This window comes from Paenibacillus sp. SRL342, assembly GCF_984798905.1.
The window spans coordinates 2,985,369-3,001,259 of sequence record NZ_OZ481790.1; the positions used below are offsets into that span (position 1 = coordinate 2,985,369).

A 15,891-nucleotide genomic window follows, 5' to 3' on the forward strand; every position below is an offset into this window, starting at 1 on the left:
AAGGATATCGTTATGATTACTGGACATTCCAATATCAGAGAGAATCCGACAGTGAACGAGAATAGAACAGACTATCCCCGCAATCATACCATCCATCAGTTATTTCAAGAACAGGCCCGCTTGCATCCCGATGCCATTGCGGTAGCCTCAGACACCATTCAATATACGTACAAGGAAGTAGATCAGTATTCAAACCAGATTGCCGCACTTCTTCGTCAGAAGGGAGCAGACCGCGACAAAATAATCGGTATTATGTTAGAGAGATCCCCTGAAATGATAATTGCTTTAATAGCCGTTCTCAAATCAGGGGCTTCTTATTTACCGATTGATTCCGAAACACCTGGGGAACGAGTGAATTATATGCTCAAGGATAGTGGGGCATGTATGCTGCTGACATCTCATCCTGAAGAGAATTACATAGAATGTATCGGTTTGGAGGTTATTCATCCCACCATTGAGGATTATTGTGACTTTCCATCCGATGCATTGACGGATATTAATCAGGCAGAAGATCCGGCTTACATCATTTATACATCGGGATCAACGGGTCTCCCCAAAGGAGTGGTGATCTCTCATCGATCAGCCATTCGTGTTGTATGTAATACCAATTACATCACCATTACGGAGCAGGACCGCATGCTTCAGATGTCCAACTATTCATTTGATGCATCGGTGTTTGAAATATTTGGAGCCCTACTGAACGGAGCAAGATTGGTCATTATTCAGAAGGAAGAGGCACTTCACATGCCCAGCCTGGCCCGCTCCATTAAAAAAAATGGGATTACCGTTATGTTCATCACAACTGCTTTTTTTAATGCTATCGTGGAACGTGAAATATCCTGCTTCCAATCGGTTCGCAAAGTGCTCTTTGGCGGGGAAAGAGTTTCGTTAACACATGTAAAAAAAGCGCTTGATTATATGGGGAGCGATAAGCTTATTCATGTTTATGGACCTACGGAAAGCACGGTTTTTGCCACATATTATCCTGTAAATGAAATCGAAAAGGAAGCGCTTACAGTGCCGATTGGCATTCCAGTCGCTAATACCTCCGTTCTGGTATTGGATGAGCATGATCATCCCGTCCCTGTTGGAGCAACCGGTGAATTATGCATATCCGGTGATGGACTTGCGCTCGGTTATTTGAATAACGATGAACTCACAGAACAAAAATTCATTCCGCATCCCTTATTTACATCAGAACGGATGTACCGCACGGGTGATTTGGTTCGCTGGACGCCTGAGCATACCCTTGAATTTTTGGATCGAATGGATCAACAGGTGAAGCTTCGTGGTTTTCGGATCGAGCTGGGTGAAATTGAAACCCATTTGTCCCGGCATGATGCGGTAGCAGAGGCATTTGTCATGATGCGAACAAACGATGCAGGCCATGCCTATCTGTGTGCATATATGGTGTTGACCCAAGAAAGCTCGATTGAGGAGCTGCGTCTTTTCCTGGAACAGAGAATACCGGAGTATATGGTGCCAAGCTATTATGTCAAACTGGAGCTGCTTCCGTTGACTGCTAATGGCAAGATTAACAAAAGTGAATTACCTGAGCCGGATAGCAGCATCCATTCAGGCAGGGAATACGTTGCTCCGACAACAGAGTTGGAACAACACCTGTCCATGATTTGGAAGGATGTACTACAGATCGAGCAATTGAGTGTAAATGACAGTTTTGCACATCTGGGCGGTCATTCCCTTAATGCCATTGAAGTGATTGCACGGATTAATGAGGATTTAAGTGCAAGTCTGCCATTAAACCAGCTTTTCCGTCTTGGAACGATCCAAAATATAGCAACATTTTTGGAAGAAAATAATGATGAGGATAACACGGAGGCTTACTTTACGGATCAAGGTGATCCTGCCAATATGCTTGAGCCATTTGGTCTTACGGGTATTCAGCTGGCTTATTTGATTGGACGTGACCCTGCATTTGAGCTGGGTGGAGCTGCAACCAATTTTACGGTCGAATTCGAGGCCGAGGCGGATATGGATTTGGTTAATGCAACTTTGCAGAAATTGATCAATAGGCATCCTATATTACGAACAGTTGTGTACGAGAACGGGACACAGCAAATATTGAAAAGTCCACCGTTATACACGGTAGAAGTGATAGACGTGTCAGAATGGGATACGGCATATCGTAGCTCGCAAATGGAAGCAGAGAGACAACGAATGATGACAAAAGTGATTGTTCCAAGCGATTGGCCATTATTTGAAATGAAAGCTTACCGGATGTCAGAGAATCAATATTATTTTTTTCTGAATCTGGACCCGCTTATCTGTGATGACAGCAGCTTGAAACTGCTCATCAAGGAATTCAAATGGCTCTATGCGAACGGGGATCAGGAGCTGCCGGAGCTTCAATATAATTTCAGGGACTACGTTCAGGCAATGGCACGTTTCAAACAGTCTGCACGTTATTTCAAGGATCAGCGCTACTGGATGGACAAGCTGGAAGACTTTCCGGGTTCTCCGACTTTGCCGCTCAAATGTAATCCGGCAGACATAAACGTGCCCCAATTCAGCAAATTCTCGAACTTTATAACGGGTGAACATTGGAACAAGCTTAAACAGCAGGCAAGGCAGCATAACGTTACCCCAACTTCCATTTTATGCTCAGCCTATGCCTATGTACTTGCGCATTGGTCAAACCAGGAGAGATTTGGGGTCAACCTGACCGTATTTAACCGGATTCCGTTTCATGAAGATGTGAAGAGGATGGCGGGAGACTTTACAACGCTGATGCTGCTGGATATTGATGCCCAAAAATCTCTGAATTCGTTCTGGACATTTACAGAGTCAGTGCAACATTCATTGCTGGATGCATTGGATCACAGACATTATGATGGCGTTGATTTTATAAGACAATTGGGCAAAAAACATGATATGCACAAAAGAGCAGTCATGCCAATTGTATTTACAAGTGTCTTAAATGAAAATGTGGAAGATTCATTTGACGCTTTGTTTAACTTTGACCAGATCAAGTATTTCAGTACAAGAACCTCACAGGTTTATATTGATAATCAGGTCTATGAAATCAATGGCGGTTTGTATATCACATGGGACTTTGTGGATCAATTGTTTGAACAAGAAGTGATTGAATCTATGTTCCAGCAGTATCTGAACATTCTGAACCAAGTGATCTCTGCAACACAAGTTACCAAGCTTGAGTTAAGTCAAGCGAGCAGGCAACTCATCAAACAGTATAACGATACGAGCAAACCGTTTACTCTGAAGCCTTTGCATGACCTGTTAACTGCAACAGCGACCAGATTAGGAGATCGGGTGGCGATTCAGCATCATGAACGTTCCATTTGTTACATAGAGTTGGAACGCAGATCGAATCAGATAGCTAGGTATTTGATCGATCACGGAGTACAGCGGGGCGATTATATTGGTGTGTATGGCAAGAGATGCATTGACACCATTGTGAATATATTCGGTGTGCTCAAAGCGGGAGCAGCTTATATTCCGCTTGATCCGGACTATCCGGAGGAGCGTAAGCAATATATTCGCGAAAAGGCCAACTGTAAATTTTTCATCATGCCAGAGCTATATGAGACGGAATCGTTAGAAACCTACTCTGCGGAATCCATAAACAGCAGAGTGACGAATGATGATATGGCCTATGTTATTTTTACTTCTGGCAGCACGGGCAAGCCCAAAGGTGTGCAGATCAAGCACGGCGCAGCAGCCAATACGATCCTGGATATGAATGAAAGATTCAACGTAACATCCAGTGATCGAATGATGGGCATATCTTCATTATGTTTTGACTTATCCGTCTATGATATTTTCGGCGCAGTCAGCAGCGGGGCTTGCCTGGTTCTTATTGATGATCAGCGTGACATGTTTCAGCTCAAGAACGTGATGGAACAAGAAAAAATCACCATTTGGAATTCGGTTCCTGCTCTTATGGACATGTGTGTTGATCTGTATTCACCGGGAGAGAAGAACAACGACCTTCGTCTGGTATTGCTTAGTGGTGACTGGATATCTCTGCGGCTTCCTCAGAAAATAGTAGACGTATTTCCTGAATCTGAGGTGGTTAGTTTGGGAGGAGCCACTGAAGCATCGATATGGTCCATCTATTACCCAATCACGGCAGTGTCTGAGCAATGGAAGAGTATCCCTTATGGTAGACCACTAGCCAATCAACAAATTCATGTGCTGAACAGACAACTTCAACCATGCCCTGTAGATGTTGAGGGGGAATTGTACATTGGAGGAAGCGGTGTAGCAAGCGGTTATCTTCATGACGAGGAAAAAACAAGACAGTCATTCATTGTTCATCCACAGTTCGGGTACATCTACAAGACAGGCGATTTTGGTGTCCTTCGATCCGAAGGTTATGTGGAGTTCCTGGGCAGAAAAGATAGCCAGGTCAAAATCAAAGGTTATCGGGTAGAACTTGGTGAAATTGAGAACGTACTTTTGCAAGCTGAAGATGTGCAAAAGTCAGCCGTTATTGATGTTGCTGACGAGAACGGAGTCAAGAGCCTTGTTGCCTTTGTTGTTACAGATCAGGATGTGGACACACTGCCACTGAAAGCCCTTTTGCAAAGTAAATTACCAAATTACATGGTTCCGTCCATGTTCCTGAATGTAGATGAAGTTCCGCTTACTGCCAATGGCAAGGTCAACAAAGCGACACTTGAACAAGTGGCAAGGCAGCATCAACTCACTGTTCGTGAACATGCTGTAGTGGATACAGAGCCTGTCAATTCCATTCAGGAACAGCTGCTTCAGATCTGGAGTGATGTGTTTGGCTTGAAGCAGATTGGCCTGAACGTAAGCTGTTTTGATCTCGGCGGAGATTCGCTGAAAATTATGGCAATGGTGGCTGAAGTGAAGAAGCGTCTTCATGTTGAAGTTCCCATTGGTGAAATGTTCCGAAATGATACGATATACAGCTTGGAACAATACTTGGTTACCAAAGCACATGTCAAACCTGCTGTGATCATTGAGAAGTTAAGTCGCCGTGACCGGTATAAGGCTTCTGCAGCCCAGAGAAGCATGTACACCCTCTCGCTGCTTGAAAATAATAGGGGAGCTTATCACATTCCCATGGCGTTGCTTATGGAAGGAGAAGTACACTTCGTACGGCTTGAGAGAGCGCTTCAAACGTTTATTGAGAGGCATGAAATACTGAGAACTGGATTTGAAGTGATAGAGGATGAGCTTATTCAGACGGTTCATACAAACGTAGCCTTTGAACTTGAATATGATGATCTTGGAGAACTCGATACAAATGACCATGAACTCGTTCGTTTGACAAGCAACCTGTGCAAACAGTCCACTCAAGCTTTTGATCTCCGCCAGCCTCCTTTAATGAGGGCAAAACTGGTGAGAATTGGCCATGGACGTCATTTGTTTATTATAAATTTCCACCATATTGTGGCTGACGGTACATCTCAAGGCATATTGATGAACGAATTGCTGGAGCTCTACAGTGGCTCAATTCTGCCAGACGTTGATGTGCATTATCAGGATTATACGGCATGGCAGGAACAGTACAGTCATTCGGATGAGATGGCGAAACAGGAGGCGTACTGGCTGGATATATATAGTAGTACCCCGCCAACACCTGAGCTTCCGTACGACTTCAAACGACCTGAAGTTAACAGGTATGAAGGAAACAACATCTACAATCACTTGGGCGAGAGCCTGACCTGCGACATCAGGCAGCTTGCCAAGGATACCGGATCAACGTTGTATATGGTGATGCTTAGTGCCTATTTCCTATTACTGCACCGGTATACACATGAGAAAGACCTGGTTGTGGGTACGGCTGCCTCTGGCCGTCTGCATGAGCCGTTACAACATATGTTTGGAGTATTTGTGAACACCATTGCATTGCGAAACCAGATGAACGAATCGGATACGGTCAGACAGTTTATTGAGCAAATCAAACAATCAACCGTAGCAGCCTTTGAACATTCAGAGTATGCATTTGATGAACTGGTGCGAAAAACAGGTGCGCAGCGTGAGTTCAATCGTAATCCGTTGTTTGACACGATGTTTTCGCTAGAGAACGCTTCGCTGTTTACTCGTGAAAAAGAGGGTATGCAGGTGTCGCCTGTCATGTTTAATCTGGATAATGCAAAATTTGATCTGACATTCAACATCCTTGAGTTTGAAAATGAAATCGTGCTTAACGTGGAGTACTCCACCGATTTGTTTGGTCAGGAAACCATTCAGCGCATGAGTGAAAACTATATTGCCTTAGTAGGCAACATGATATCCGGTCTGGAACAGCCGCTTAGCGAGATTGAAAGTGTGTCTCCGAGAGAAAGAGATCAGTTGATTCATACCTTTAATTCACCATCTATGGAGTATCCGTTGCATCAAACTGTGGATGAGCTCTTTGAACAGCAAGTGAGACGTACACCGGATCATGTTGCTCTGGTGATGGGCGAAAATCATGTAACCTATCGCGAGTTGAACCAACGAAGTGAACAGCTTGCTGATCTACTACGGAAAAAAGGAGTGCGTGATAACAACATCGTCGGGGTCCTCGCAGAGCGTTCAATCGATGCGGTGATCGGAATGCTGGCGGTTCTAAAAGCAGGCGGAGCATATTTGCCCATTGACCCAGCCTATCCAAATGATCGTATCCATTACATGCTTGAAGACAGTCAGACCCAATGGGTATTAACACCGAAGGAACGGTTTGAACATGTCGTTCAGGGAAAAGAAAGCTCTGTCCATCTCATTGATTTGCAGACTGAACTTTTGCAAACGGACGAATTTCTGGTCTCCTCTTCCTTGCAACCAATACGGGGGCAAAGTCGGGATCTGGCTTATGTCATTTACACATCAGGTTCCACAGGTCAGCCCAAGGGAGTGATGGTTTCACACCAATCGCTTGTTCATTTGTGTACATGGCATCATAAACGGTATCAGATTACCGATGCTGATCGCAGTGCCAGCTATGCAAGCTTGAGCTTTGATGCTTTTGTGTGGGAATTGTTCCCATACCTGTTGTCAGGAGCTTCCGTACATCTGATTCAGGATGAAATCAGGCTGGATGTGGTGCGCATCAATGATTACTTCCATCAGCATCAGATTAGTATTGCGTTCCTGCCTACAGCGATTTGCGAGCAGTTTATCCGGCAGGAGAATCGTTCCCTTCGAACATTGCTGACGGGGGGAGACAAGCTGAATTATTTTGAATCCCGAAACTATGAGGTTGTAAATAATTATGGACCAACTGAAAATACAGTCGTCACCACAAGTTTTACCATAGATCAGATGTATTCCAATATTCCTATAGGTCGACCACTGCCGAATACCAACGTGTTTATTCTGAGTGGCAGTGACCAGCTTTCGCCTATAGGGGTTCCGGGTGAATTGTGCATAAGCGGAGCCGGACTTGCAAAAGGGTATTTGAACAGGCCGCAGTTAACGGCAGAGAAGTTTGTTCAACATCCGTTTAATCCAGAACAACGGATGTATCGGACCGGAGATTGGGTTCGTTGGCTTTCGAATGGCAATATTGAATATTTGGGTCGTATGGACGATCAGGTGAAAATACGGGGATTCCGTATTGAGCTTGGAGAGATTGAACATCTGCTTTTGCAGAACCCAGGGGTGTTAGAGGCGACAGTTGTCGCGCATACAGACCCGGCAGGTTCGACATTTCTTTGCGGCTATGTGGTTTGTCATGAGGGGTATCCTGTGGGATTCATCGATGAGATTAAAGAAGAATTGACTCGGTGTTTGCCTTCGTATATGGTGCCTGCCCATCTCGTCATAATGGATCGTTTGCCTTTAACAGCTAATGGTAAAGTGAACCGTAAGGCATTGCCGATTCCGACACTATCGGACAACCGAACAGCTATCGCGTATGAACCACCAAGGAATCCGGTTGAAATTGCACTGGTCACTCTTTGGCAGGACATTCTAAAGATTGGAAATGTGGGTGTCCATGACCGGTTCTTTGATATTGGCGGACATTCCCTGCTGGCGACCATACTAATCTCCAGATTACACAAGGAGATGCAGGTAGAAATGCCACTGGTACAGATTTTCCGTACGCCTACAATCCGTGGCATGGCCCAATTCATTCTGGATCATAAAAAAAGCAAATATACATCTATTCCCCATGCGCCATTGCAGTCCTTGTATGATTTATCAGCAGCGCAGCAAAGAATTTATATTTTGAGCAATCTGGATCCTACGGATACAGCCTATAATATGCCTCTTGCTATGAAATTAAAGGGAAGCATAAATAAAAAACAATTGAATGAGGCGTTCTCCCGCCTGATTGCAAGACATGAATCGCTTCGAACTTCATTTGTCATGAATCAGGGTAAGCCTGCTCAACGAATTATGCCAAGCGTCGACTTTGAAGTTCAGTATAGTTCCCTCCATACCGCAGGGGAACCACCTGTTCTATCCGAGTGGGTACAACCTTTTTCATTAGAAAAAGCTCCGCTGATGCGGGCTGAACTTGTGCAAACCAAAGCAGATGAACATGTCCTTTTGTTTGACATGCATCATATGATTTCAGATGGAATTTCGATCGGGATTCTATTGCATGAACTGGCCGAGTTCTACAATGGCAAAAAATTGCCACCTGTCGCTACACAGTACAAGGATTATTCACTCTGGGTACACGAGCGACAATCTAACAGTGACTCGATGCGGCATGAGAAATATTGGGCTGATGTATTGAAGGAAGAGGTTCCGGTTCTTGACCTGCCTTTGGATTTTCCACGGCCGAAGACTAAGACGTTTAATGGTGATCAGATTCGTTTGCATCTGGATGAAACACTGACGGTTTCCCTTGAGCAGCTGGCCAATGATCAGGGAGCCACCATGTATATGCTGTTTGTCTCGGCATTTACAACACTGCTCTCCAGATATACCGGACAGGAAGATATCCTGATTGGTACACCGGTATCAGGTCGGAATCATGATGATCTCAACCGTGTTGTCGGCATGTTTGTAAACACAATAGTTCTCAGAAATGCGCCGCTGGGCCATTATACCTTCCAGCAGTATCTGGAACAGGTGAAGGAAAATACACTTCAGGCCTATGAGCATCAGGAATATCCATTTGAACGTTTGGTGGAACAGGTTGATGTGAAGCGTGATCCTTCACGCAATCCACTGTTTGACGTCATGCTTGTTCAAAATACAGATCATCTTGATCTCCAGATGAACGATGTAGAGGCCGGTTTGCTTGAAGATGGCATTCAACGTTCCAAATTTGATATGACGGCCAGAATGAACAAAACCAACCTGAGCTGGAATCTCGAACTGGAATATAACACGGATGTGTTCCGGGCGGAGCGTATTCAGCGCTTTGCTGAACATTTTGTCGAGATATTGAGACAGGTCGCTGCTGCTCCAGAAGTACGACTGGATCAATTGGATATTCTGACGCAACCTGAGAAAACCGTTCTGACAGGGTTCAACCCGCCGAGACAGGCCTATGAACGGGACAAAACATTGGTCCAGATGTTTATGGAGCAGGTTGAACACAATCCGGACAACATCGCTTTAGTTTTCGAGAATGAACAGCTGACCTACCGCATGTTGAATGAGAGGGCGAATGTCCTGGCTTGCGAGTTACGTCAGGAAGGAGCAGGACCAAATCACATTGTAGCTGTGATGGTTGAGCGCTCCATAAATATGATCGTTGCGATTGTAGGTGTGCTCAAATCAGGTGCGGCTTACATGCCGATCGATCCTGAACTTCCTACTGAGCGTAAGCGTTATATGCTGACTGACAGTGGTGCGCGTTTATTATGTACAGCAGATCATTCCATGGTGGATGACCTTGTGTTTGAAGGTACAGTTATTTTATTGGATGCATTGGATCGTTCAGGGCTACGTGAACCAGTACGTGAACCGGACTTGATCAACCATTCCAGCGATGCGGCTTATGTCATTTATACTTCGGGTTCTACTGGCAAACCCAAAGGCGTCGTTGTTGAACATTACAATGTTCACAATCTGGTGGACGGATTGGTGGAAGCGATATATCAGCACTATGAGACCCCTTTGAATATTGCATTGATTGCGCCATATATCTTTGATGCCTCGGTGAAGCAGATTTTTGCTGCTTTGCTGCTGGGACATGCACTGCATATCGTGCCTAAGAGCACAGTCTGGGAAGCAGATCTTTTGCTGAATTATTATGCTCATCATCATATTCATGTGTCCGATGGTACGCCTGCTCATCTGAAATTGCTCACTCTGGCCTCGAACGGATGCAAACAGCAGTATGAACTGCAAGAGCTGATCATTGGTGGGGACGTGCTGACCTTCGATCTTCTCGATGAAGTATATACCACGCTCCCTGGAATGAGAGCAAACGTTACAAACGTATATGGACCGACGGAATGCACGGTGGACGCGGCTTGGAACAGAATCATGTATGGGATAGGCGAGCGATCAGGAACGATTCCGATTGGTAGACCGATCCGGAATACAAGTATTCTGATTATGGATCGTTACAATCGTCCTCAGCCGGTTGGTGTACCCGGTGAGCTGTGTATTTCTGGTGAAGGTGTAGCACGCGGTTACTTGAATCAACCGGATCTTACGGCAGAGAAGTTTGTGGACTCACCTGTAGACAACGATCGGAAAATGTATCGTACAGGCGATACCGCCAAATGGCTACCGGATGGAACCATTGAATTTGTTGGTAGACAGGATGATCAGGTTAAAATCCGTGGTTATCGAATTGAACTGGGGGAAGTGGAGTACCAGTTAACCCGCCTGGAGGTAATTCAAGAGGCATATGTTAATGCAGGTCAGGATGACAGTGGTAATGATTATCTGTGTGCTTATATTGTGATCACTGATCCGGGGATCTCCATTATGGACGTGCGTGAGAAACTTGAGTTACAGGTTCCTTCATATATGATACCAGCCCATTTTGTCAAAATGGACCACTTGCCGAGAACGGTAAGCGGAAAAGTGGATCGCTCCCGTCTCCCTGAACCGGGCAACAGCATACTGGATGACTCGAAGTATGAATCGCCGAGGAATGACAAAGAGCAAAAGCTTGTTCAGATATGGGAGAACATCTTGAATCTGGATTCCATTGGGATTCATCACAACTTTTTTGTTATGGGTGGGGATTCCATCAAGGCACTTCAGACGATTTCCGGATTGTCCAAGCTGGGTTTGAAAGTAGAGATGAAGGATCTCTTTGCCAACCCGACGATCCGGCAGCTTAGTCCATATGTTAAGCAGTCCCAGACCCCAACTACTGGGAATGCTGAGGTGACAGGTGAGGTTTTCCTAACGCCCATTCAGCAGCGCTTTTTTGCAAGAAACGATACGGATCACAACCATTACAATCAGGCTTTTATGTTATTCGGGCAGGATGGGTTCGATCAGAACGCCATTCGGCTTAGTTTCGATAAACTGATGGAGCATCATGACGTGTTAAGGATGGTTTATGAATATAACTCTTCTGGAGAAATGATCCAGACTATCCCGAGCTATAGAAGCGGTATGTTTGAGTTCGATATTGTGGATGTCAGAGGCGCAGCACAACCAGAGGCAGAGGCATTCATTGAAGAGCAGGCATCGTTATTGCATAAGAAAATGCGGATTCATGAGGGACAGCTCGTTAAACTCCGGCTCTTCCGGCTTGATGAAGGCGATCACCTGTTAATCACTATTCATCATTTGGTCATGGATGGTGTGTCCTGGAGAATTTTGCTCGAAGATTTGGAGTCGTTATACATGCAAGCGGTTGAACAAAAGCCGTTTGATGTGGGACCCAAAACCGTCTCTTACCAGCAATTTGCTGCTGCATTAAAGTCGTATTCCAAACATCACCTTTTGCAAAAGGAGCAGGCGTTCTGGAAAAACGTGTCCAGTGTGTATACGCCATTCCTGGATTCTCAGCGCCAAACAACGGACACAGTCCATGACCATGGTCATAGCGCTACCCTTGTATCTGAGCTTGATCGTGAACAAACCGGCTGGCTTCTTCAACAGACAAACAGAGCCTACCAAACGGAGATTAATGACATTCTGTTGACTGCACTTATGCTAAGTGTAACCGAAATGACCGGTCAATCCCGATTCAAAATCATGCTGGAGGGGCATGGCCGACAAGGACTTGAAACCGAGCTGGATGTCAGCAGAACGGTCGGATGGTTTACATCGGTATATCCGGTAGTATTTGACCTGTGTCAAGAGCTGGAATTGCCTAAAGCAATTAAAACAGTCAAGGAAACACTGAGAGCCGTTCCCAATAAAGGCATCGGATACGGAATTCTCAAGTATATGGCTGCTGATCAGCATGGTTTTGCAGATGAAAAGGAAGCATCTATTTTGTTCAATTATATGGGTGAACTGGACAGCAGTTTGGAACGGAACTTGTTCAGTTCGTCTCATATCCCGGTAGGACAAACGGTGGGTGGGCAGCTCATCAGAGCGCATGATTTTGAAATAAATGCAGTTGTAATGGATGGAAAGTTCACCGTTCATACGACTTACAGTGATGGAGCATATGAAGGTGACATTGCTGAACAGCTTAATCGGTTGTTCATTTACAACTTGCATCAAATCGTTCAACACTGCCGGAACAAGCAGGGCACAGAGAGAACCCCGTCCGATTATGGGAAGCATCCTGTATCCATAGCGGAGTTGGAAGCCATACAAAATAGGGTTGATCCACTTGTGATTAGCAAAATTTATCCGTTGACCTTAATGCAATCCGGCATGCTGTACCATTCGCTGGAGCAAGAAACATCACACGCCTATTTTGAGCAGGTATTTGTGGAATTAAAGGGTAACGTTGATATGGAGATATTGAAATACAGCTTTGGACGGGTGATACAGCGCCATGAAGGGCTTCGTTCCATATTTGAATATCAACTTGTACAGCAACCTCGCCAGCTTATTATTGACCAGCAGCAGGCTGAATGGTTGATGCTGGATTGGACCGGAAAGAGCCAGGATGAACAGCTTCAACGGATGGAGCAGTTCATGACTGCTGATCAGGAAAGAGGGTTTGACCTCAGCCGGGAGTTATTAATCAGATTCTGTCTGATCTCCAGAGGGGTGGATGCGTACACACTGGTCATCAGTCATCATCATATTTTGCTGGACGGCTGGTGTCTGGACATCCTGATTCATGAAATGTTTGAGATTTATGCCAGTCAGCAGGCTGGGCAGCCTGAAATGCTGGAAGAAACCAGGCCGCTGGGGGACTACCTCGACTGGCTTGATCAACAGAACAAGGAGGAAGCACTGGCTTATTGGAAACTGTATCTCCAGGGCTACTATGAACGAGTCTCTTTGCCCAAAACAGGGGCTAACCTGGATACAGCAGCGCCAACGTTGCGGGAGCAGGAAATTCAATTCCCGCGTGAACTCACAAGTCAGCTAAAACAGTTCGCTGTGAACCATCAGGTTACATTTAATGCGTTGATTCAGGCAATATGGGGCATGGTCTTGTGCAGATACAGTGGTACAGAAGATGTCGTATACGGCACAGTCATTTCCGGGCGAGACGCAGATGTTGAAGGAATAGGGAATATGGTCGGGTTGTTTATTAACACGATTCCTACGAGGGTGAAGCTTGAATCGGATGAGCTTTTTGCCAATGTTCTCCGCAGGGTTCAACAGGAAGGGATGGAAGGTCAAAAGTATGGCTATGTTCACCTGGCAGATATACAGGATCAAAGTGAATTAAAAGCTGATTTGCTTGACCATGTACTGGTATTCCAAAATTTTGGTAATGAACAGGCTGCGAGCCTTGCGGCGGAGCATGTGACAGGAGTCACGCTGGAGCGCGTTTATGGCAATGAGCATACACACTATGATTTGAGTGTGACTGCTGTTCTGGACGATACATTCAGACTTAAATGGTCTTATAACAGTAACGTACTGGATTCAGATCTGATGAATGGTCTGGGTAATCATGTTCTCTACGTGGCGGAGCAAATTAGTGCAAACCAGAATATTCGTGTAAGCGAAATTGCTCTTATTGGCGAGCAGGCCCGCCATAAGATGGAGTTGTTATCCCATGGCCCGATGACACCATATCCCAAAGAAAAGACATTATCTCAGCTATTCGACGAACAGGCAGAGCGAACTCCGGATGCAGTTGCATTGGTCATGCATGAAAAACAGTTCACCTACCTGGAGCTGCAGGAGAAATCAAATCAGATGTCGGAACGTTTGCGCATGCGAGGCATTCAAAATTCATCCATCGTAGGACTGATGGTACAACGCTCTTCCGAGATGATTATAAGTATTCTTGGAATTCTCAAATCCGGAGCAGCCTATTTACCGATCGATCCCGAATGGCCAAGAGCACGAATTGTGCACATGCTGCATGACAGCGCTGCAGCCTTGCTACTTACGGAGGAACAATGGATGGAGGATTTCACAGGCGTCACTGAAGTCATGAATGTACATGCGAATGTTGAAGACACCATCCGATTAGAGAGCATAGGCATGAAGGAATCAGCACCAACCTTGGCATCCGAGGATAAGGCCGGAGACGATCTGGCTTATATTATCTACACTTCGGGCTCTACGGGGAAACCAAAAGGTGTAATGATCTCCCATGCCAATGCCATTCGGGTAGTGAAAGATACAAATTATATTCAGATCTCTGCATCCGATTCGATATTGCAGCTTTCAAATTATGCCTTTGATGGCTCGATATTTGACATCTTTGGAGCGCTATTAAACGGCGCGAGGCTGGTCATGATTGAACAGGAGACACTGCTGGATATTAACCAATTGTCCAAAGTGCTGACAGAGGAGAGAATTACGGTCTGTTTCATGACGACTGCTTTGTTCAACCTGCTGGTTGATCGTGCGCCTCATTGTTTGCTTGGACTTCGAAAACTCCTGTTTGGAGGGGAGCGGGCTTCGGTCTCCCATGCCCGAAGAGCTCTTTCTCATATGGGAGCAGATAAACTGATTCACGTATATGGTCCTACGGAAAGTACAGTGTTTGCAACAAGTTACCCTGTACAAGCCATAGGTGACAATGATGGAAGTCTTCCGATTGGCAAGCCCATTGCGAACACATCTGCATGGATTCTGGACGACAATCAACAGTTTGTTCCAAATGGAGTACCTGGAGAGCTTTATCTCTCAGGTGATGGATTAAGTCTCGGTTATCTGAACAATGAAGAGCTGACTGAAGCCAAATTTGCCAACAATCCATATCAGCTTCATGGACGAATGTACCGTACTGGTGATCGGGTACGCCGACAGTCTGACGGAATGATTGAATTTTTGGAGCGAATGGATCATCAGGTGAAGCTGAGAGGTTATCGGATCGAGCTTGGGGAGATTGAACAGATACTGATTTCGCATGAGCATGTCCGTGAAGCCACGGTTGTAGCTGTCAAAGATTCGGGTGGGCAGGATACATTGTGTGCTTACCTTACCGTCCTGAAAGAAGTCAATCGGGTGGATATGCAATCCTATATGGAAGCCCGTTTGCCAGGCTATATGGTTCCTTCCTATTTCAAGGTATTGGAGCAGCTCCCACTTACGCCAAACGGGAAAATAGACCGCCATGCGTTGCCTCGCCCTGAGATCGCAGTCAAATCAGAGACAACGTATGAGGCACCTTCCAATTATGTGGAGGAACAGCTAGTAAACATATGGGAAGAAGTGCTGAATGTGAAGCCGATAGGCACCGCCCACCATTTCTTTGAATGCGGCGGGAACTCCCTGAAAGTGATGCATGCAGTTCAGTTGACTAACCGAAAGTTGCAAATGGAATTAAAAATCAGTCAATTTTTTGAGTATCCAACGATTAAACAACAGGCCTCTCATATATTGGGCGGTAGCACAGCTGGCCCTGATGTGAATGAATATGTGGAAGAAGAGATTTAGCAGTTCGTTCTTTATGTACAATAAATGAGTCAATGATCC

The 15,891-nt window shown here is 45.4% G+C and carries 1 protein-coding gene; it reads left to right on the plus strand.

Going from position 1 to position 15,891, the window contains the following annotated elements:
- Window positions 1-12: 12 nt before the first annotated feature.
- A complete protein-coding gene (locus AC4E8D_RS13470; RefSeq protein WP_490206321.1) occupies window positions 13-15,852 on the plus strand; it encodes an amino acid adenylation domain-containing protein in 15,840 nt (5,279 codons plus the stop codon).
- The last annotated feature ends 39 nt before the right edge of the window (window positions 15,853-15,891 follow it).

Bases quoted from the DNA above. Each gene is read 5' to 3' on its own strand.
- AC4E8D_RS13470 (WP_490206321.1), top strand. From the start codon at position 13: ATGATTACTGGACATTCCAATATCAGAGAGAATCCGACAGTGAACGAG.